Annotated in this window: 15 protein-coding genes and 1 pseudogene; 1 reads left to right on the forward strand and 15 read right to left on the reverse strand. The window is 44.5% G+C overall.

What is annotated here, in order from left to right; genetic code table 11:
* Window positions 1-4: 4 nt before the first annotated feature.
* The 12 genes and pseudogenes from DYADSP32_RS27500 to DYADSP32_RS27555 form a co-directional block, all read right to left on the reverse strand.
* Window positions 5-892 (reverse strand): carbohydrate kinase family protein, encoded by an 888-nt coding sequence (locus tag DYADSP32_RS27500; protein ID WP_149239760.1) that lies wholly within the window; start codon window positions 890-892, stop codon window positions 5-7.
* Between the two features lie 123 nt (window positions 893-1,015).
* Window positions 1,016-2,338, reverse strand: a complete 1,323-nt coding sequence (locus tag DYADSP32_RS27505; protein ID WP_149239759.1) for a sugar porter family MFS transporter — start codon at window positions 2,336-2,338, stop codon at window positions 1,016-1,018.
* Between the two features lie 267 nt (window positions 2,339-2,605).
* Window positions 2,606-5,338 (reverse strand): substrate-binding domain-containing protein, encoded by a 2,733-nt coding sequence (locus DYADSP32_RS27510; RefSeq protein WP_149239758.1) that lies wholly within the window; start codon window positions 5,336-5,338, stop codon window positions 2,606-2,608.
* 233 nt (window positions 5,339-5,571) lie between these two features.
* A complete protein-coding gene (locus DYADSP32_RS27515; protein WP_149239757.1) occupies window positions 5,572-7,137 on the reverse strand; it encodes a SusD/RagB family nutrient-binding outer membrane lipoprotein in 1,566 nt (521 codons plus the stop codon).
* A gap of 26 nt (window positions 7,138-7,163) precedes the next feature.
* On the reverse strand, window positions 7,164-10,328 hold the full coding sequence (locus DYADSP32_RS27520) for a SusC/RagA family TonB-linked outer membrane protein (RefSeq protein WP_149239756.1): 3,165 nt from the start codon (window positions 10,326-10,328) through the stop codon (window positions 7,164-7,166).
* Between the two features lie 545 nt (window positions 10,329-10,873).
* Window positions 10,874-12,406 (reverse strand): IS1182 family transposase, encoded by a 1,533-nt coding sequence (locus tag DYADSP32_RS27525; protein ID WP_149239755.1) that lies wholly within the window; start codon window positions 12,404-12,406, stop codon window positions 10,874-10,876.
* Between the two features lie 145 nt (window positions 12,407-12,551).
* On the reverse strand, window positions 12,552-13,844 hold the full coding sequence (locus tag DYADSP32_RS27530; protein ID WP_414618103.1) for a DUF937 domain-containing protein: 1,293 nt from the start codon (window positions 13,842-13,844) through the stop codon (window positions 12,552-12,554).
* Window positions 13,845-13,926: 82 nt separating this feature from the next.
* Window positions 13,927-14,427, reverse strand: a complete 501-nt coding sequence (locus DYADSP32_RS27535; protein ID WP_414618104.1) for a hypothetical protein — start codon at window positions 14,425-14,427, stop codon at window positions 13,927-13,929.
* A 335-nt stretch (window positions 14,428-14,762) separates the two neighbouring features.
* Window positions 14,763-15,215 carry a hypothetical protein gene (locus DYADSP32_RS27540; protein WP_414618105.1) on the reverse strand — a complete coding sequence of 151 codons (453 nt, stop codon included), beginning with the start codon at window positions 15,213-15,215 and terminating at the stop codon, window positions 14,763-14,765.
* A gap of 50 nt (window positions 15,216-15,265) precedes the next feature.
* Window positions 15,266-15,763, reverse strand: a pseudogene (locus DYADSP32_RS27545) (M91 family zinc metallopeptidase); the annotation flags it as partial.
* Window positions 15,764-15,825: 62 nt separating this feature from the next.
* Window positions 15,826-16,536: an RHS repeat-associated core domain-containing protein gene (locus tag DYADSP32_RS27550; protein WP_149239751.1), complete on the reverse strand. Its 711-nt coding sequence runs from the start codon at window positions 16,534-16,536 to the stop codon at window positions 15,826-15,828.
* Window positions 16,537-16,591: 55 nt separating this feature from the next.
* A complete protein-coding gene (locus DYADSP32_RS27555; RefSeq protein ID WP_149239750.1) occupies window positions 16,592-16,879 on the reverse strand; it encodes a hypothetical protein in 288 nt (95 codons plus the stop codon).
* A 281-nt stretch (window positions 16,880-17,160) separates the two neighbouring features.
* Between DYADSP32_RS27555 and DYADSP32_RS27560 the strand changes: the two genes are divergently transcribed.
* Window positions 17,161-19,563: an FtsX-like permease family protein gene (locus DYADSP32_RS27560; protein ID WP_414618106.1), complete on the forward strand. Its 2,403-nt coding sequence runs from the start codon at window positions 17,161-17,163 to the stop codon at window positions 19,561-19,563.
* A gap of 148 nt (window positions 19,564-19,711) precedes the next feature.
* On the opposite strand, the gene DYADSP32_RS27565 is transcribed toward DYADSP32_RS27560, so the two are convergent.
* The 3 genes from DYADSP32_RS27565 to DYADSP32_RS27575 form a co-directional block, all read right to left on the reverse strand.
* Complete coding sequence (locus tag DYADSP32_RS27565; RefSeq protein WP_149239748.1) at window positions 19,712-19,915, reverse strand: helix-turn-helix domain-containing protein; 204 nt, start codon at window positions 19,913-19,915, stop codon at window positions 19,712-19,714.
* Window positions 19,916-19,917: 2 nt separating this feature from the next.
* Window positions 19,918-20,493 (reverse strand): DUF2975 domain-containing protein, encoded by a 576-nt coding sequence (locus DYADSP32_RS27570; RefSeq protein WP_149239747.1) that lies wholly within the window; start codon window positions 20,491-20,493, stop codon window positions 19,918-19,920.
* A gap of 315 nt (window positions 20,494-20,808) precedes the next feature.
* Window positions 20,809-22,185, reverse strand: a complete 1,377-nt coding sequence (locus DYADSP32_RS27575) for an aspartyl protease family protein (protein WP_149239746.1) — start codon at window positions 22,183-22,185, stop codon at window positions 20,809-20,811.
* Window positions 22,186-22,557 lie beyond the last annotated feature (372 nt).

The raw sequence follows: 22,557 nt of genomic DNA on the forward strand, positions 1-22,557 counted from the left end.
TCGTTTATTGTTTAATTGTGATAAATTGATCAAGTTCTGCTTCAGAGATTTTGGGTGTAGCGCCTGAGTAAGAGGCCACCAATGCACCTACGGCACAGGCTTTCTGAAGGGCCTGCGGGATGGAAGAGCCGGAAATGTATTCTTTCAGGAACATGGCCAGGAATGAGTCGCCGCTGCCGATGGTGTCCTGAACCTCCACCACATATCCGCCTTGTCTGTGAAATCCGTTACCGGATAAAACCACAGCGCCATCGGCTCCAAGTGTTACACAAACCAGTTTCAGGTGGAAGCGTTCGTAGAGGAATTTCATCTGCGTTTCTACTTCGGGCTGTATGCCAAACCAGCCGCAAACAGTATTGAGCTCCTGCTCATTTACTTTTACAATGTCGGCTTGCTGTAGAAGGAATTCAGTTGTGGCCCGGTCCAGATGCGGTGGCCGGATGTTTACGTCAAACACCTTCAACTTTGCTTCGTTCAGTAATTCAAAAAGTGCATTACGCGATTGTTCACTTCGGACCGAAAGTGTTCCGAAAACAAATACATCCGAATCCTTTACCAATAGTATGTTTTCAGGGGTAGTCTGTATGTAATCCCAGGCTACCGGTTGTACAATTTTGTAGGTAACTTCGGTTTTGTCGGTCAGGTTAACTTTTACAATTCCGGTGAGGTGCGTAATTCCGGTTTGTATGTAATCGGTGTTAAATTCCTGATTGGTAAGATATTCCATGAGCTCCACGCCCAGGTCGTCGTCACCAACGCGGCTAATGAATGCAGGGTTCATGCCAAAGTTTTTTAAGTGGATGGCGACATTCATGGGTGCTCCTCCCGGTTGTTTGCCAGAAGGCAGCATGTCCCAAAGCATTTCCCCGAAAACGGTTATTTTTGGTTTCATATAGATGGAGATAAGTAGTAGGGAAAAATTAATTGGTGCTATTTGTTATATATAACTAACTGAAAGTAAATTAGTTGAATATTATTCGGTGTTCACTTTTGGAGCTAACAGCTATTGGCTAACTCAGTGCAAAATCATGGTTTTGTCTATGCGTTCCAGCGAGGTTCCTTTGGTTTCAGGCATGATGCGCCACACGAAAATGAGCTGCAAAAACATCATGACTGCGAAGAAGGAAAAGGTGATTCCGCCACCCAGATATTCAGAGATGATGGGGAAAGAAAATGCGATGATGGCTGCCATGAACCAGTGGGTAAAACTTCCCAGTGCCTGACCCTGGGCACGTACTTCATTCGGGAAAATTTCGGAAATGAAGACCCAGATGACCGCACCCTGTGAGAATGCGAAAAATGCGATGTAGACGAATAGGAAAACAGGAACGCCTGTAAAATCCTGAATGAAAAATGCCCTTGCGACCAATCCCAGGGTGATGATGACACCCACAGAGCCGATCGCCATGAGCGTGCGCCTGCCAAAACGATCTATAAAGTTGATAGCCAGGAGGGTAAATGCAAAGTTCACGAAACCGATCCCGGCAGAGGATAAAAATGCAGCTTTGGCGCCCAGGCCTGTCATTTCAAAAATGCGTGGACTGTAATAAATGATGGCGTTGATGCCTGAAACCTGATTAAAAACGGCAAACAGAACGGCCAGCATGACCGGCGTTTTGTATTTGGCGGAAAACAGCCGGGCGGAGGGTTTGTCTTTGGCTTCGTCGTTGGCATTCAGGATGGCATGTAAGGTTTCTTCACTTGTGCCAGGGTCGATGATGTCCAGAATTTTTCTGGCCTGCTGCACATCACCTTTTTTCATAATGAGCCAGCGCGGACTTTCAGGAACGTATAAGATAGCCAGTAAGAAAACCAAAGAGGGCACAGCCTGTACACCCAGCATCCAGCGCCAGGCATTGTCGCCCAAATCCTGCATGAAGTAGTTGGAGAAATAGGCGATCAGTATCCCGAAGACCACATTGAACTGGAACAGCCCAACCATTTTTCCGCGTGATCTGGCCGGAGAAATTTCGGAGATGTACAGGGGAGCGGCAACCGAGGAAGCACCTACACCCAATCCACCAAAGAAACGAAAGAAGATGAAAACGTACCAGTCGGTTGCCAGCGCGGAGCCTAGTGAAGAAACAAGATACAGAATAGCGATCCAGAACAGGGTGGTCTTACGTCCCAGTTTGTCGGCCGGAATCCCGCCCAGCATGGCGCCAAGTACGGTGCCGATCAATGCGATGGAAACGGTGAATCCGTGCTCGACCGGTGACAAGTCCCACAAGTGCTGAATCGCTTTTTCTGCGCCTGAGATAACGGCCGTGTCGAATCCAAAAAGAAACCCGCCCAGCGCAACGACGATCGACCAAACTAATACCTTACTATTGTTCATGAGTAGTTCTGATTTTTTGTCAAAACTACCGCCACTTAGTACCCGGAATAACTAAATAATATCTCAAAAAAGTTAAACTTTGATACAGTGGTATTTTGGAGGTATAAAATTATGATAATCAGTGAATTAGCTCGGTGTTTACAATTTGATACATCAGCAGTCTTTCAATTTTGATACAAGCGATTTAAAAATTGTATCATTTGAGATAAGACACCGGTGTGTTAATTATAATAATTCGTGGAATATGTTAAATAAAAATAAGGTTACTTATGATTTTTTATATTCCATCGGGGTTTGATTATATTTTCCTTTAAATGCAGTGGAGAAATAGGTAGGAGAGGAGAAACCCACTTTATAGGCAATATCGGCTACCGTGAGATCGTCGCGTCGCAGGAGAAATTTGGCTTTATTGAGCCGAACCTGCTGCATGTATTCATTGACGCTCATCCCCAGTAGCGCTTTCACCTTCCGGTAAAGTTGCACCCGCGACATGCCCAGATCTTTACCTATATCTTCAACGCTTAGCTCGGAGTTGTCGTAGTGCTCCTCAATGTAAGCTGTGAACTGTGTGATGAATTTCTTGTCGAGTTTGTTGGGATTGGTGCCGGGTGAGGTGGGTAACTCGCTGGTGTAATGCTCCCGAAGTAATGAGCGGTTTTTGAGCAGCGTTTTGATCATTTCCTGCACATGCAACAAGTTGAACGGCTTGGTAATATAGGCATCCACGCCTGTTTGAATGCCTTCTATCTGCTGCTCGGTGGTGGTGCGGGCTGTGAGTAAAATGACCGGGATATGTGAGGTTCTGAAATCGGATTTCAATATGGAAGCAACACTTAAACCATCCTTTTTAGGTAGCATCACATCACATACGATCAGATCCGGAATGTGTTCGAACGCCAGCCGTAAACCTTCCTCACCGTCATTGGCAACAAATATCTGATAGCTCGTTTGTAACTTTTGCTCCAGAAGACGAACCAGATCATGGTTATCTTCAATAATCAAAACGGATTGTTCCCTGACTGCCATATCTCCAATTGCCGACAGATTTGCTGGTGCAATTTCCTCATTAAGTTCAAAATTCTGAACCATTGAAAAATCGTCAACCTGTTCATTTCTTAATTCGTCCGTCTGAAAATGGCTGTTGCCCAGTGGCAATTCTATGGTAAATGCAGTTTCTTTATTGGGTTGGCTGCGAACAGAAATGGTTCCTTGATGAAGAGAAATCAGTTCTTTGGAAAGGGCCAGTCCAAGCCCGCTACCGAGTGACTTGTAATTGCTTTCTGCCTGATAAAATACCTCAAAAACATGGGCCACCTCCGATTCGGTCATGCCGATGCCATTGTCTTCAACGGTAATCTCCACCTTATCAGGAGAAGTAGTTTTGAGATACAAATATACCCTTCCCTTATCAGGCGTAAATTTAAATGCGTTGGAAAGCAAATTGAAGATCACTTTGTCCAGCATCGTAGCATCAAACCATACCATCATTTCGGCTTCGGAAGTGATCAGTTGAAAGTCGATTTTGTGTTTGGAGGCAATTCTTTCAAATGCCACCATACTGTCCTTCACAAAAGCCACCAAATTGTGCTCGCCGGCGCGAACCTGCATGCGGTGACTGCCCAGTTTACGGAAATCCATCAGCTGGGTTACGAGCCGGAGCAGTCGCAAGGTGTTTTTTCTGATCAGGGAGAGTTCTTGTTTAATGAGTGGATCACGAATTTTTTCGCTCGCCAGAATGTCTTCGACCGGTGCCAGTATGAGGGTGAGCGGCGTGCGGAATTCGTGGGAAATGTTGGTGAAAAATTTAAGTTTGGCCTCATTTTCAATTTCAGCACTTTGCGCAAGTTGTTCGATCTGGTTTTTCTGGTCTGATATTTCATGGTTCTGAACTTCCAGTCGGCGGTTGATTTTCCTGTTTTCCCGTAAAGAATAAAAGGAAATTGCCCCGAAGATAAGTGCCAGAGCGAGGGTGATGGAAACGGTGTAAATAACAATACTTTGATTTTCGGAGATAGCCCGCTGCTCTTCAATCTTCTCCTGACGGCGCTCAATGTCTTGTTCCTGTGCAACCAGTTTTTCGCTCTGTAACTTCATGATCCTTACATTGGTAGAATCAATCATTGTGATCTGAAGCCTGTTTTCTCTTTTGAAGGGCTTTTTTTGCAGGATGGCAATGGCCGTTCGGATGGCTTCTTCACCGCCTGTAGGATATAAAATGGTGGCATTCAAAATGCCCTTATCCACCAGATCAATGCCTCCATTGGCTCCGGTAAGGCCATCGACACCGATTAAACGAATCTTCTTTTCCAGGCCTAAATTTTTGCAGACCTTAAAGGCGGCGAGCGCTCGGCGGTCATTCTGGCAAAAAATGACGTCAATATCTGTGTTGGTTTTCAGGAGCTTTGTCAACGGCCCTTCAAACGAGTATTTATCCCAATCGCCATCCAATTTCGCAACCAGATGAATGCCGGGAAAGCGGCTGATGTTTTCCATAAATCCTTTGTGACGGTCTATGTCAGCCGAGGAACCTGGTTTTTCACTGATCTCAATCACCTTTCCGTTTCCTTTTAGAAGGGTGTTGCTGTAAGCCCCGGCGATTTGTCCGACCTCTACATTGTTGGCGCCAACATAAGCCGTGTACTGATCAGAGTTGGTACGCCGATCCAGAATGATGACCGGTATGCCATTTTGATACGCTTTTTCTACAACGGGTGTAATCGGCTCGGCTTCATTGGGAGAGACGATCAGCAGATCAACATTTTGCTTGATAAGCTCCTCGATTTGTGTAATCTGCTTTTCACTTTGGCCACCGGCATCCGTCATGACGAAATTAATCTCTGGACTGAAAGACAGCTCCCGGTACATACTTTCCTGCATCGTTTTCCGCCAATTGTCGGCACCTGTGCATTGAGAAAAGCCAATGGTATACTGTTTCGACTCTTTCTTAGAGCAGGCTGTCAGGAGAAATAAAAGCAGAAAAGGAACGGGGAAGTATTTCAATTTTTTCAGCTATTTATACTATTTTCTTGATTGGGTCAAATGTATTACAAATGCGTTTGAAAAAAATGAATATGGTTAACTTATCTTGCGAATGGCTAGGTGGCATTACACTTGTTAAAGATCCGGTTGAAATCAATCGCAATCAGGATTTGTAAATATAACCAAAACGCCAGCCTCTGAAGGAGACCGGCGTTTTGAATGCATTAATCTTTGGATATTAGCTCCAAATTAGCTTATTGCTTATCCCACCAAACACGTGTTTTGAAGTTGTCCGCTCCCTGACGTGTAACAGCAGCATTGTAATTTTCAGCGTTCAATACAGGTTCATCCTCCGGATAACGCAATCTGCGGGGATAGGTGCCATCTGTTTCGTTACCCAGGAAGTAATTGATGGGTGTGAGCTTAGGATATCCCGAACGACGCACGTTGGCGAAAGCCTCGAGACCGTTCAGGAAGCAAGCCGCCCAGTATTGTGTATTGATCTGCTCGTATGCTTTTTCCTTATCGGCAACACCGACGAATGGGTTAGCAGTCAGGTACGTAGTGATTTCAGCGTCTGTGATCACAGCGGTAGCCTCATACTTGGCCAGGTTTTTCATGGCGGCAGTCACACCATTTTTATAGTTGGCAGCCGCATCGCCGGTGATCCATCCACGCACGGTTGCTTCTGCCAGCATAAACTGTACTTCACCGTAGGTGATAAGCATTCTGGGACCGTCGATTTTAGCATAAACGTCCCGGTTAACACCTGAATACTGATGCTGGTCTTTGCTGTTGTCCCAACTTGGATCCGTTTTGATGGTTGTCAGGTTGAAACCATTCGGCATACCTTTTTGAATCGTAGGGTCGGTATTTTTGGTAGCAGCCTGAGCCGGGTTGGAGTAAACAGCCACGGTATATTTGAGCCTTGGATCATTGTTGGATTTCAGAAAATTGAAGTAAGTCGCACTGATTTTTCCTGGTGCAGGGCCGGATACTGCCAATGTCCAGCTTACATCATTCGTCAGATCCGTTTGTGCTCCGGTTTTGTCAGGGAATCTCACAAAAGCATTGTCGTCAACCGAAGTGAATAAACCACCCGCAACAGCTTTTTTTACCCAAGCTTCCGCCGTTGCCGGTTCCACTTTTTGCAGACGCATACCCAGACGGAGCATCATCGAGTAGCCAAATTTTTTCCATTTGGCTACATCACCATTGTAAATAATGTCGGCCGTAACGGCGCCCTTTGCTGCGTCAAGTTTTGCCGTAGCGTCTTCGAGCTCGGCAAGCATACTGTAATAAACATCCTTTTGTGAGTCATATTTGGGCTTGAAATTCTGCGCGTAGTAGCCTTGATTGGCCTCCGAATAGGGAACATCACCATACATATCTGTCAGCCGATGGTATATCACTGTTTTCCATATCCTGGCCATGTTGTACAGATTGCTCAGCTCCGGTTTGTCCTTGGATAGCACCAATACATCTTCAAGCAGTTTACTTCCTCCAGTACCGGCATTGAATGTGTTTTTCCACAGATTCTCACTACCTCCTTTGTTATAGACGTATTTGTCGCCAAAGAAATCGAATGTTCCTGCATCACTCAATGTTGAAAAATGTTGCACAAATGGCTCGGCATAATGCAAAGCGGCTCCATTGTCGCCTCTTGAAGAAAAAAGCTGAGAGGATGTAAACAGGTATGCGGGGTTGAACCGGTCTGCCGTGGCGGCATTGGGATCCTTGTTCAGTTCTTCAAAATCGCCGTCACAACCAGTCATGAATACCATGCTGCCTGCAAATAATAGGCTTAATATTTTTTTCATTTCAAATAAATTTTATCCGTTCCTGATTAGAATTTCAAATTCACATTAAAACCAAAGCTTCGGGTTGGCGGAAGCTGGGTTGATTCGATTCCCTGGTCGTTACCTGCTGACAAGTTCGTTTCCGGATCTATGCCCGGCGTGTGTTTCATCAGGATCGCAAGGTTTCTTCCCACAGCTGAAATGCTTGCTGCTTTGATAAATCCGACTTTTTCATAGAATGCCCTTGGGAAATTATAGGTCAGGGATATGTAACGAAGCTTGATAAAGCTGGCGTTGTAGAGGTAATCATCAATGGCGTCACGACGTCTTACAATGATATCCCGGTTGTTGACCTGCGCAGCAGTTACCAGCACCTTGTTTTCTTCCCCGCTTTCAGTTACCCCTGGCAGTATTACACCATTTTCTCTGCCCAGCAGTGAGCGGTACGACATGCCTCGGTGTTCCAGATTGTAGTTGGTGTTGGAGTAGATCAAGCCACCGAACTTGCCATCCACTTGTGCAGAAAGCGTGAATGACTTATAATTGAACGTATTGGTGATACCGGTTGTCCAGCGCTGAATACCTGATCCAAAAGCTTTCACGTCGGAAGGTACAATCGGAAGCCCTTTTGCATCCATGATATCCCGGCCCTGTGCGTCGCGTTTGATGGTACGTCCGACAATCTGTGAATATTCTTCACCTACAATATGCTTGATGAAAACCTTCGTTGCTGTTGCCAGCTGAAGCTCTTTGCTTGTATTGGAAATTGCCAGGATTTTACTCTTGTTGTAAGCAGCGTTCAACGTGATGTCCCAACTGAAATCTTTCTTTGTGATTGGTCTTAGGGTAAACAATGCTTCCACACCCCGGTTACGCAGGGAACCCACCGTTACCACTGCGGCGTTGTAACCTGTCACCGAACTTATACTTTCCTGGGTAATATCATTATTAGTAATCCTGTTATAACCCGCAAGATCAAGACCTACTTTGTTGTTGAACAAGCGAAGATCCAAACCTGCCTCGAACTCATTTACGCTCAACGGGCGCAGGTTTCTGTTTGGCATCACAGGCTGGTTGATGGTGCCCAGAGGTTTGCCCTCGTAGCTATAAGGAAGCACACCGTAGGTCAGATTGAGCTGATAAGGGTCTGTATCACCACCCACAGATGCGTACGACATTCTGAATTTTCCGAAACTAATCGCTTTGGGCAGGTCAAATGCATCAGAGAATACATAACTAACACTGGCCGACGGGTAGAAATAATTGTTTGATTCAGGACTCAGCGTAGAAAACCAGTCGTTCCGGCCTGTCACGTTCAAAAACAGATAGTTTCTGAATGCCAGCTCGGCTGTACCAAACAGGGAGTTGATTTTTTTGTCTGTCGTGGTGGTAAAGGTATTGCGAACCGAAGTGTTATTGATCACATGCAGACGGGGCGTGATGATGCCAGAGCCACTGAGGTTAGTGCCCGAGCTATGCTGAGACATCAGGTTGCCACCCAGGTTTACGGTCAGGTTCAGTTCCTTGTTCAGCGCCTTGTTCATCCCCAACATACCTTCAAAATTCCTCTCGTAAAAAAGGGTATTGATCTGGTCGATCTGGCCATTGGGGCGGTATCCTGTACCCTCTGGGACGATCTTATTCTGTTGTAAAGAAAAATAGTCCTGTCCTGCTTTAGCTTGAGCAAATAACCAATCGGTGATGTTCCAGCGAGCATTCACCGCAGCGATAAACCGGTCTTTCTGGGATTTGTTTTTGATCTGATTCAGCGCATAATAGGGATTCGTGGCTCCCCGGTCAGTACCTAATACCTTTTCGGCATATGTAATGGGGTCGTATCCAGGAGCAAGAGAACTGGTAGGCATGTTGCTGTTTACAAACAGGATGGTTCCAACGCTGTTTGCATTATTGCTTTCCAATACATAACGGTTGTCTACTTCTTCATTGATGTAGTCCACGTTGGCGCTGATGGAGATGTTCTTGGTCGCATTCTGGTTGATGCTCAAGCTGATGTTATCTCTACGCATTTTTGCATTAGGCACGATGCCCTTGTTCCGCATGTCGGTGATAGCCACCCTGAAATTACCTTTGTCTCCACCGCCGGTAAAGGCCACGTTGTGGGAGGAGGTATTACCTACACCATAGAAATCTTTTAACACCTGATCTTTTACATAAGAGTAGGGCCTTTCCACGCCATCCAACTGAACCACCATGGAGCCGTCATACTTACCTCCCCAGTGGTTTTGGCCGTGAGCCGCAGCGATACCTACTCCAGATGGTTTCACCCCATTGTATCCCTGCCCCCATTCCTTCTGAATTTCCCACAAAAAGAATGGTACCTCCCAGGTGTTGTTGGTGTTGTATTCTATACCAATACCTTTGTTGCCTTTACCCGATTTGGTAGTGATAATGATGGCGCCATTCTTTGCGCGCGAACCGTATAAGGCCGCTGCTGCCGCACCTTTCAGTACCGTCATGTCTTCCACATCGTCTGGGTTGATGCTCGAAATGTTGTCACCCCAGTCCGGGTTATCACCGCTGCTTTTCCCAAAGTTGGTATTGTTCATGGGTAAGCCGTTTATGATAAATAAGGGTGCATTGTCCCCTTTAATTGAGGTGTTACCGCGAAGGGTTATACGTGTTGCGCCGGCTGGCCCAGCCGAGGAGCCCGATACGTTCAAACCCGCAACCTTTCCAGCCAGAGAAGCCGCCACGTTGGTTTCCCGGGTTTTGGTAAACAAGCCCCCGTCCACTTTTGTTACAGAATAACCTACCGCCTTGACTTCCTTCTTGATACCCAAAGCGGTTACGACCACCTCGTTGAGCGATTTGCTGTCGATCAGCAGTTTTACCGTCAGGTTTGAGCTGTTACCTACGGTAATTTCCTGCGCCTGGTATCCTACAAACGAGAATACAAGCACAGAGGATGCATCGGCTACGTTGATGCTGAAGGCACCTTCGGCGTCGGTACTGGTGCCTTGTTGGGTGCCTTTTACCAACACATTTACCCCGGCCAGGGCAGCACCCTGGTCATCGGTTACTTTTCCTTTTACAGTTTCCAGCACGGTGGAAGTTTTATTGGTGCGGATTTCCGGACCAAGTGGCGCAGCCTGAACGGAGACCGTCACGACTGCCATGGCAATTAACAGGCTACAACGTGTGCTAAACAGCGCAAAACGTGTGCCCCTGGTTGATAAAAATTTTCGTTTCATGCAACAGAAATGGGTTTAAGGTTAATTTAATCTTTCGCACATTTATCTTCTGCGCCAGGCCAGAAGTGCGGAAAGCGATAATTCATGTACGCCGGTTGATACATTATGGGCCTTCGATAAATTCTATAAAAGAAAAATAAATTGCTAAAAGCTTGTAGGGTAGAAAACGTCGAATAGCTGACATACAGGAATAAGAATATTTAACCGCTATTCTGGCTTTTTTGATAGGGGTTGCTCTTGAAAAAATTAAAAACTACTTTACGCAAATGCGGTGTTAAAGCGGGAAATTTTCGCTCGAATATTTCTGTGAAAATCGTAGGGATAGGAAGTGGAAAAAGTTCACTTCCGCTGAGTAAATGCTTATTTGGTTTATAGATGAATAGCGAAATCTGCCCCAGCTGAAATTACAAAAAAAGAGGCCGTCTCAAAAGTATTGAGGCGGTCTTTTCGGTTTTTTACCGAATTTGATTGATATATTTTTTCAGGAACGATGAAGTCGGGTTTTTTAGACCATTTTCTCGAAGAGACGCGATTTTCCGGGCATTTTAGGCCGCTTTCTTTCTTATATTTTGAGCTATTGCAATCAAACCCCACTCTATTGCAACTTTTTCGTTACCACGGAGCATAAATCTTCGGAACCGATGGTTCTCTTTGATGTTTCCGAAGATGGGCTCAACATCATGACATCGCTTCTTCCGATGGGCAATTCCATCTTCGCTGTTGAGTAGATTGTGAGCTTGCTTTTTTTGACGTTCTAGCTCCACGTTTACCTGAATAATTCTGTCGCCTTTTGACTTATGACAGGCTCCGTTTAATGGGCAAGCGTGACAATTCTTAGCCTGGTATTTTCTGGATGTTTGTATAAAGCCAGTGCTGGTTCTTCTGTGGCTATCACCGATATAATTCATTTGCTGACCCATGGGGCAGATATAGCAATCGCTCTTTTCATTGTAAAACAGCTTGTTTGCACTGAATGGATGCTTTTTGTTAAAGTTTGAGCTTTGCTGTTTGTCAAACATGCCATACTTCACATAAGCAGTAACCCCTTTGCTTTCTAGCAAGGTATAATTCTCTTGTGACCCATATCCAGCATCTGCTGTAACCGTTTTGGGGGCAACTCCAAAGCTTTTTTCATGCTGTGCGATATGATCCGTGAATGTAGTGGTGTCGGTCGGATTGGGGTGTATTGTATAATTGACGATGTATTGATTGGAGCTTGATATTTGCACGTTGAAGGCCGGTTTTAAGGTACCGTTGCGCATATGATCCTCCTTTAGTCTCATAAAGGTAGCGTCGGGATCCGTCTTACTGAAGCTGTTTCGATCTCCTAAAATTGCCTCCTGTGCTTCATAACGGGCAATATTAGTAGGATAGTTTTTGGTAACATAGTTAAGTTTTGCTTTTAACTTTTTGTCGATATTTTCCTTTTTGCCTAGTACTTCATTGAGCTTATTGACTGTGTCTTGTACCTTTTCTTTATCAATGGTAGTAAAATCAGGTGGATCTGGAAGATCATCTCCATCATTAAGACTCTGGGCATATTCCCAGATCTGGGTCAGCTGCTTCTTCATTTTCTCCTTATTGCTCAGGATCGCTTTTTTCCAGACAAAGGTGTATCGGTTGGCGTTGGCCTCGATTTTGGTGCCATCAGTATATACTTCCTCAATACTTAGAAGCCCTTCCTGAGCTAATAACAGGACCACTTCCTCGAATATACTTCGCAAAGCATCTTTCAATCGCACCCCTCTGAATCTGTTGATAGTGTTATGATCAGGGAAGTTCATGCCACTCACCCACATAAAGTAAACGCTCTCTTTACAGGCGGCCTCTAATTTCCTACTTGAATAAATATTGCTCACATAGCCGTAAACCAGCACCTTGAGTAGCATCTGAGGATGATAACTTGAAGTTCCTTTTGTTTGATACGCTGCATTAAGCGGTGCGATATTTATCCTGTTAATCACATCGTTGACAACACGAACAGGATGATCCTTTGGAACTAATTCTTCTAAACTTGGGGGGAGCAGCATAATCTGCTGCTGATCGTAACGCTTGAAAGTAGGCCGTTTTGATGACATATCTCCGTTATTTTCTATACCTAAAGATAAGAAAATCAAGCGAGTATGCAAAAGATTGTTTGCGTAAAAAATAGAAAATTTATACCTCTCAAAAAATAAAGAGACTGCCTTTTTGAGACAGCCTCTTCCCCATTATTAGTTTCTTTTATTTGCTCAATACCCGGATCGCTATTCTACGGTTCTGCGCCCGGCCTTCTTCCGTATCATTGGATGCAACAGGATGTTCCTTGCCGTAACCTTCTGCTTCGATGCGGTTGCTTGTTATACCTTCTGAGACGATCGCAGCCTTTACCGCATCGGCACGGGTCTGTGACAATTTGAGGTTCAGGGCTGCATCACCGGTATTGTCTGTGTATCCGCCGATTTTTAATGTGGCTTTTGGAAACGCTTTCAAGATTTCAGCGATATTTTTCGTTTGAACCAGCGACTCCTGACTCAGTTTGGCGCTTCCTGTTTCAAAATTGATACGGTCGAAATTGAACCAGGTTGTCTTATCTACCGGCTTGTTGCTGTCTTCGATAAAGGTTACCAGATTGTTTTCGATCCCAAACTCGGGAATGTCCAGTTCCACTCCGTTTGGCAATTTTCTTTTGAAGAATTTGCCCAAAGCAGCAAGACCTGCGTCAATTTTACTGGCCGTAGAATCCACGATTTCTGAAATGGAAGATTCGGCAGAATCCAGCGCCACCGATGTTTCGTTAACGTGTGTTGTATCTTCTTTCTTACAGGTTTTTAACCCCCACAGGATACCCATGAGTATCAGTACGCCGATCAGCCATGGAAGCCAGCCAGGCATTCCGCTTTCATCTTTTTCTTCCCATTCGCGGGTTACCTTCGTTTCAGTTCCTTTGAAATCGCCCAGATCTGTAAAGTTGAGTGCACTTGACAACCCGGAAGGTAATGCCCCAAGTACGGAATCCTTTTGCCCCATGAGCAGGCTGGTGAGTCCTGACAGTCCCAGGCCGGTAGATTTGAAATGTTTACCAATGACGCTGAGCAGGATGGGGGCGGCAATACTCAGAAGAGATGATACCGATGATTTTTTAGCACCGCTTTGTGCTGCAATAGCCGAAGTGATTCCGCCTGTTCTGTTTCCAAACAGGCGTGGTAACAGTTGAGACCCAACAGACATAAGGTCCTGAGATTTTTCCGGATTATTCAACAGATCTGGTAAATTATCCAGGATATTTTCTTCTTTGTTGTCCCTGAGTAGGCCGAAAATTTCACTTGCGCCACCCGTTGTGGAGGCTTTGTCCATAATACCCCCCAGCAGCGATGGAAGGATTCCGCCCAATGCACTTTGCACGTTCGATGGGTTTTCACCAACAAAACTTGCCAGTTTTGCAACGGTGGCAGGTGAGAAATACGTTTTGGCAAGATCCAGAATGTTAACCGACATAGTTCGTTTTTGTTTATTGGAAGTTATAATTTCTTCCATTGGACGCAAAGGTTCGATTAGGTAACGGGAGTATGCTTTTTCATTTTTTATAATTGGTAAGTACTTCTGTTCGTGTAAGGTTTTAAAACTGACTTTTTTTAGGCCACGGGTGGTGTAGGTGAATGGCAATTTTATGTCCAGCGCCGGACATCTTGTGTTCGCTATCGAACGGTATGGACACCAGCTCAGAGAGGGTATCATTTCCTTTGCCATTGATGTAAACGGGTGCCACGGTAAACGGCCTGGCAGAAACATACTGCCCGGCCTGGCTGCCTGCCCAGTTGATATCATTGGCTGGGCTTTGTACAAAACGGACCGTGGGTGTAGAGCTACCGCTCTGCCATTTTTTAGACCCATCTTCAAACAAGATTTCTACCCTTTTACCCTCCGGTACATTCAGGCTATGGTTGCCCTGTGCATCAGATTGGGTTTGGGCGATGAGTTCCATTTTACCTGCATCCGACATGCCATAGGCTTTGATGGTGATATTGGGAATGGACTGCTGCTTGCCATCCTCATCATACACTTTTCCCGTGATTTGGCCTATGGCCATGCCGGGCAACAACAGGCTTAGCCAGGACATGTAATAGGTTTGTAAAATTCTTTGCGTGAGTCTGTGTTTTATGCTTGAATAGTATTTTTTTTCTATTTGTTCGTCTTGAATCGTTTCTAGTTTAATGCTATATGACACGACAGTGAAATCAATCTTTATGGTTTAAGTGATTTTGACAGTCGTTTGGTTTTTCAATTTGATTCTAATTTATAACATTCTGATAATGAGTATATATTCAGTGCTAGTATAGGGTCTGTGAGGACACAGACCACGGTTGAGCGACTCACTCCATGCAGGAAGATGCTGGCAAATGGCCACCAGTATAGTCTTATTAGCCTCGTACATCCATCCTGGCCATGTGTCAATCATTTCTCAGGAGTGAAAGAGGAATACGAATCATGAAAGTAAAAGGTTCTCACTGCCTTCCCTGGTATCACTTGCGTTATAAAAGATCGATAACCTCCCAATATTGTGTGGTTGTCGATTGCAGCTGTATCGAATCTCTCAATGGAGCCTTTATAATTATTTTGCCATATTTTGTAATTTATGACAGTGTCTTTCATGATTTCTGATTCTTGTCTGTATTCGTAAACAACATTTCTTTTTGATGTCCAAACATTGCTCCAAATATCTAAATCAGGATTTCCAATTCTTTCAAACATGAATAATGTATCTGAATCACGGATACTTAATTTTTTTATTTTTTTGAGAAATACTTCGCGACCTCCATAAGCTCTAATGGCAAAACTTCTATTCTTGCCTTGTGCGACAAGTATTTTTTTTGAAATTTTTGTGTTAAAGTCAAAAGTACTAGACACTCTACAACCCAATAGAGATATAAAAATCATTACTAATAGAGCCCTCATTACTATCTGTACTTTATTGGTTTAAAAAACATGCTATTACCTTTTCTATCAATTATAGCAGAATTGCTAGCCGGACGTTTAATACCGGTGGAAACATCAACTCCATAGTGAGTTCTTAATGGCAAACCATTTTCTCCTCTGAATTGATTTTCTCTATGAGTTGAATATTTCTCAGCTTCCTCGTAGCCATTCCATGTTGTATTTCTATTCAATGTTCCTTTAAGATGATCTTCCGAATGGGCCATTTCATGCCCCAAACTAATAAACGTTGGAGCTTTTGCCATCCCATTTGTGCCGCCCTCTGTTGGGATATCAGTATTGCTATTTGGGTTGAAACCAATCGTTTTCGTTGCGTCGTCATAAACATTCTTACCATTGGCAATTGAAACTACCTGTGAATCTTTCGAAAGAAAATCTATCATACCTCTCCCCTCAGTTCCCAAACCTAATTTACCAAGAGCACTAGAAACTTGATCGACGAATTTATCCCCTCCCTGGTATACAGTTCCGTCAGATTTATAGAAACCATATCCACCTGAGTTTGTATATCCATAACTTAGTGTTACCTGTTGATTATTAGCATCATAGTACGACTTTCATCCACATATTTTATAGGATTGTCCCCGGCATACTGATATGGGGAGTACTCCAAATATTTTTCGCTAAATCTATCCACGACCATCCATCTCCCTATGGTTGCGTCATACTGCCTAGCACTATAATCCAGAAATCCAGTCTCAGGCTGCTTTTCCTTGCCATTGTAAAGATACTTATTACTCCCCGCCGTTTTCGGAATCGCCAACCCAAAAGGAAAATATTCCGTCTCCTGCACTACGGTTCCAGCCTCATTCATCACCATGCGGGTGTTACCCAGGTGGTCTTTCAGATAATACTCAAAGGTAAAATCATTGCCATTGTTGGTTACATTGATCTGCCCCTCTTCGGTGCGGTCCGTCGTAACGGCAATGCGGGTGAGGAGATTTGCGTTGTTGTACTCAAAGCCCGGGTGGCCGGCCCCGCCCGCGTATTTGGTGTTGTCTAGCCCGTTCTCCATTTTTAGTTTGGATCCGGCACCATCGTAATTATAACGCATGGTTTTGCCGTTCACACCCACCTGGCGCACCAGGTTGAGGTGGTTGTATTTGATGCCGTCGGTACCAATGCCCCGGTTGGCGTCGCGGGTGGCGTTGCCAGCTCCATCGTAGGAAAAGTCGTCACCCTCACCGGAGTTGCCATTGTTAAAGCCAGTGCCGTCGCCACTGGCATCGGTCACTTTAGTGAGCTGGTTGCCATTGTAACTGTAGCTGAGGTTGTCCTTTAGGGTTCCATCAAACTTTCTGCTCAGGCCGGTGATGTTCCCGTTTTTCCGGGGTCGCGAACGACTCGTACCCAGCTATTACCTCCTCATTGGTGTTGCCCTCTATCCCCACACCATTGAGCAGTCTGTTTGCACCGTCGTAGACAAACTTGTAGCCCACCCACGCCCCGGCACTTCGCCGCCAGAGCATTTCGGCTATGTTGCCATTGAACTGGGCGCCGGTATTGACCGGATTGGTGTACTTCAACTCCACACCAAAATTATCCCCGGCGCCGGTCTTGCCCGTCACTTTGCTCATCCAGCTAGGCGGGGTATGGCGGCACAATGTAAATGGGAGTAAATGGATTGAAAGAATAACGTTGTTGATTTTACCACACCGTTCCGTCACGTCCGACTTCGGACGGACAGTGTTCGCTATCGAACGATAAATGACTTACGATGACCTGTCAATGGCCTAAGGAGGTGTTATCAGGTTATTGGCAGGGAATTTGCACAGTAAAACTAAAAAATTGTCATATTTATCAGGATTCAGGAATAGTGCTCTATCCGGATTTTTATTCAATTAAACCTAATCCTACCATGATGATGCTCCGCTATGACATGCTTCGGAATTATCTTAAAACAACCGGGCGTCATTTGCTCAAAGACCGTCAGTTTACGCTGCTGAATCTGATCGGTCTTTCGACGGGGTTGGTCTGTGCGTTACTCATTAGCATTTGGGTGTTGGACGAACTCGGTTTTGACAAATTTCACAAAAAGCACGATCAGCTTTATGAAGTGATGATCCACGAAAAAAGCGGAGACCGGATCGTCACTTCCAACAGTACCGGCGACCGTGTTGGCGAAACGCTTTTCAAAGAACTGCCGGATGTTGAAAAGGCCGTTACCACCACCCCCTCGATCTGGTTCCAGAAATTTAGTCTTTCCGTAGAAAACAAGCCGGTAAGTGCAGGTGGTAACTTCGTGAGCCAGGATTATTTCAATATATTTTCCTATCCTTTGATTCGGGGAAACACGGAAAAAGTGCTTGCTGACCAGAATGCCATCGCTATTTCGGATAAACTTGCCAGGCAGCTATTTCACTCGCCCGGGCAGGCTATGGGAAAAGTGGTTGAATGGAAATGGCAGGCATATTCCGGGAAGTGCCTGGTAACCGGCGTTTTTAAAGATTTCCCTTTCAATTCTTCTCAGCAGTACGATTTTCTTTTGTCACTCGATGCCTGGAACCAGATCGTGCCCAAGGGTGACGGTCTCAGCAGCAGCGGGCCATTCAATAATTTTATTGTAGTCAAAGAGGGGACAAATATGGAAGTCCTCAACCAAAAAGTGGCTTCCCTGACCCGAACCGCATTCAAGGACACAACATCTACCTTGTTTTTGAGGAAATATTCCGACGCCTATTTGTATGCTAAATACGAAAACGGGGTCCAAACAGGCGGTAAAATCAGCTACGTGCGCTTATTTGCCGGAATTGCAATCATCATTCTGGTCATTGCCAGCATCAATTTCATGAATCTTTCGACTGCACGGGCTTCCATGCGTATGCGTGAAGTGGGTGTCCGGAAAGCACTTGGAGCGGGTAAATCCACACTGGTTTTTCAATTCCTGGGGGAATCGTTGCTTATGGCATTCTTTGCCTTGCTGATCGCCACGTTGGTAATCCTGCTGATTCTTCCGGAATTCAACGCGATGACCGGCAAAAATCTATCCTTACGTCTGGATGTGAAGCTTATCCTGATGATTCTGGCGGCCGCAATGACCACCGGCTTGGTAGCGGGAAGTTACCCTGCCTTTCACCTTTCCCGTTTCAATCCGGCGTTTTCGCTCAAAGGGGGTATGGCCAGTTCGTTTGGTGAACTTCTGGTCAGGAAGGGTTTGGTGGTGTTTCAATTCACTGTCTCCGTGATTTTGATCGTTTCCGTCCTGGTTTTGTATCGTCAGATCCGTTACGTTCAGGACAAAAATCTTGGATATGACAAGGAAAATATCATCTATTTTGAAATGGATGGAAGGGTTGCAGAGCAGTCGGAATCCTTTCTGGCGCAGCTGAAAACAGTTGCTGGGGTGGTGAATGCATCCAGTATCCAGCAGAAAATCATCCTTCCCGCTATGTTACCGGGCACGGGCACAGGTGTGCGTTGGGAAGGGAAAAATACAGACGACAAAATCCGGTTTCACCGCATGCCTGTCAATTACGATCTGATCGAAACCATTGGTATCAAAATGGCTGAGGGACGTAGTTTTTCGCGGAGTTATGGTGCGGAAACTTCCAGCATTATTCTCAACCAGGCTGCCGTGAAAGCGATGGAGCTTCGCGAGCCGATCGGTAAAAGGGTGATGATCGGAGGGCAGGAGCGGCAGGTGGTGGGTGTAACGGAGAATTTTCATTTCAACTCGCTGCATGAGGAGATCCGGCCGTTTATTTTGTATTTATCTCCGGCCGAAACCATGCTGGTGATGGCGAAAATTGGTGCGGGACAAGAAAAAGAAACGATCAGACGGGTAGAGGATTTTTATAAGAAATTCAATCCTGGTTATTCCTTTGATTATCAGTTTCTGGATCAGGCCTATCAGGCACAGTACAAGTCGGAAAAGCTGGTGGGTGAGCTGGCCGGATATTTCGCATTTCTTGCCATTGTCATTTCTTGTCTGGGGTTGTTTGGCCTGACTGCTTTTACCGCAGAGCGCCGCAAAAAAGAAATCGGCGTGCGAAAAGTATTGGGTGCCACGGTAGCCAATGTGGTGGCTCTGCTCACAAAGGATTTTTTGTTACTTGTATTGATAGCGATAGTCATTGCTTTTCCGGTATCCTGGTGGCTTATGGAGCAATGGCTTCAAAATTTTGCCTACCACATATCAGTCGGGGTAAGCGTGTTTGCCCTTACCGGTTTCCTTATCCTGCTGATCACCTTGGTCACCATAGGCTATGAATCGGTAAAAGCTGCGCTGACGAATCCGACGAAATCTTTGGGAGCGGATTGAAGCGGGGCGCTCCCCGGTTTGGGTCTTCACAAACGGGTATTTGCTATCCTTAAAACCGTATCTTATCAGGCTGGAATTGGCAAACGGGCTTCAGGTGTTAACGCACATTCATGGGCCGATTTGTTTGGATATTCGTAATCACGGATATTTAATTTTTGTATTCCAGTATATCCCCTGGCTGGCAGTCCAGTTCTTTGCAGAGTGCTTCCAAAGTGGAAAATCGGATTGCTTTCGCCTTGCCATTTTTCAATATGGAAATATTGGCCATCGTAATGCCTACCTTTTCCGACAGCTCAGTTACTGACATTTTTCTTTTTGCCAACATCACGTCCACGTTAATAATTATTGGCATACTCAGATTGTTAGTTGGTTTTCCTCAGAAAGTTCGGTGCCCTCTTTAAATATTTCAGCCATAATAAAGGACAGCAGCATCAAAAGGAGTGGGGTGATTCTTAAATAGAATGTACGCTGATTCATAAAATCCGTACTTACAAAAGAGAAAGCCGATAAAATGCATATGAACAAAAGCCACAAACCTATTTTTCTGAATGCTTCTACATTCGAACTTCTGAAAGTGCCGGTAAAATGAACAGAACGAATTACCGATAAAAAGGCTTTGATACTCAAAAAAGTGAACGTCAAAATGGCGCCAATCTGCAGGTAATTGAAGTACAATGAGGCCGTTGTCAACTGTTCTAAACAAACCATGTTTCCATCAAGAGAACTTGCATCGCCCCAATTTTCTGCCTGGGAAACGTAAAATATTGTCCCTTCGGGTTTAATAATCGAAAACTTTTTACCGGCATAACTTTCAGGACTAACCTGAACATGAATGAAGATAAAGGTCATGCCTAGAAAAAACAGGATGTTAAAAATCAGCAATAACCGTCCGGACAGCGACGCCAGGTGAAGCAGGGTGTTTCTTTTCATTGCAAATGCTGTTTGAAGTACGTTGTAAACATACAAACTATTGGCTAATTATCAATATTTATTTATTGATAAACAATAAATAAATATTCTTAGTCATTATATTTCTCAGTCTGGAACTTCACAGCTGAAAATCTCATGGGCGCATTTTGAAGAAAATTGTTTTTTTGAATTTAAAAATCAAGTGCAAATACTCAATAGTTACTTGATGACGTAGTAGGACAAAATGAGTTGACTTGTTCTTCGTTTTTGGGGCCACGAACTACGGCGAGGTGGTTAACCTAGAACGAACAGAAGTGCCGAAATAACCGGTAATCATCATCTCATTCCAGGTATTTCCTTGAAAATATAGTAATAGGATGTATCATTGAGAACTCTTTGTGATGTTATATACGGTATGTTCAGAATCTCCATTGGTGGATAATAATCAATATACTCAAACTCGGGTTGAAGCAGTTTTTGTCTTTTCAAAGTTATTGCCCTTAACACACCATTTTTTAAGATACTTATCTGTCCGTCAGATCCGGAAAATCGGGCTCTTCTCATCAACTCGGTGAATTCACTGTGAGCGCCTGCACCTCCGTGTCTGTATAAGCTGCCGATCGTTTGGAGCGTCTTTGACCTGATGTTTTCTACGAGCAGTTTGTTTTCAAACCCTACTATGGTATCACCTATTTCGATGTCCTTGCTGGCGACCAATTCCGCTTTGTGTGTGATTTTGGGTAAGGAATCATTGTTAAATAGGATTCCGGAACCATTGAATCGAAAGGATTCGTGAAAATATAATAGTGACTTTTTCTGCATCTTTCCCAGATATGCGGTATTATTCGGAAAGTCGAAGGTTACGGTTTCAAAACGTTTGAGAAAATCCAATCCAACAAGATGCATCAGATTTTTTCTAGAGTGGAAATGGATAATCTCCCTTTTTAGCTTATAACCTGTAAAGCAAACATCCACAATTTTTTGCGCATAATTAATAATTGCTGGTAATCCGGGTTCATCTCGGTAGGTTGTACTCTCATCGTAGCCCTGCCAGTGAATCAGATTCTTTTTCATCGCTTTGTCAGCAGTATTTGAATTGACGCTGGCGAACATATCGTAGCCTGTATCAATCAGGAAGATTGTCTTTATTCCGTCCACATCGAGCTCAATACAAGGTGTATTTTTTAGACCCAGAATCTGTATTTTTTTCAGCTGATGTACATTGTCGACGGCATTATCACGTGTCAGTTCAATCTCCTGCTTTTTGAAATTTAGTGTTATTGTAAAATATTGCAAGAAGTCCATTCCAAGGATTCCGTCATTTCTTGGTTTTTTAGAATAAGTTTGTATGAACTTGTGGCCGATCAGATCAAAAGAACCCAACGACATGGTATCAATTATCACGTTGTTTTCAGCATAGACAGAACCCTTGGAATCTGTTATCTGCGAGGTGCGATTATTTCTGGTTCCCGGCACATACTGCTGCAGGAGGCTTCTCTGTGATCCGGTATCGATGATCAGATTGTATTTTTTGCCTTTGACAATTGCGGGAATTTCAATAAACCCATGATCGTTGAATCTGAATTTGAAAACGTAGCTATTGCTGCGGAAATTGATCGTGCTTCTGGGGGCCCGGCAATATCTGTTGAGGATCGCAACTCCAACAAATAGGAATAGAAATACGCAGAATATGAAAATTATTTTCCTTCTCAAGGTAAGTTTAAGATGTTTGCTCCCAAAGTGTGCTTAGCAAAAGAGCAATTTGCATCTTTGCCTGACGGTTTCGCTGTACATACCTGTTTAGATATTGTTCGATGGACTCTATACGGTATGGTTCCCCTTGTCAAAGGAGCGGGTAAGGGAAAAATACTTGATTCTTGAATTTAGGGCTGATAGGTACCACCCATACCATATCCATTTACAGATCTGGATAGGCTTCCTGGAAGAATTAAAAATGAATGGTGTCTTCGGGTTGAATGGGTGCTGTAGGGGAGCGGTGTTGGTTTCTTTTTTGGCTTCATGCTAATCATAGTCAGTATAGCAGGTTTAGGTACGGCTTTACCTTTATATCGGGCGGCAGGTGTT

The sequence above is a fragment of the Dyadobacter sp. 32 genome (genome assembly GCF_902506755.1).
In the GTDB taxonomy this organism is placed as follows: domain Bacteria; phylum Bacteroidota; class Bacteroidia; order Cytophagales; family Spirosomataceae; genus Dyadobacter.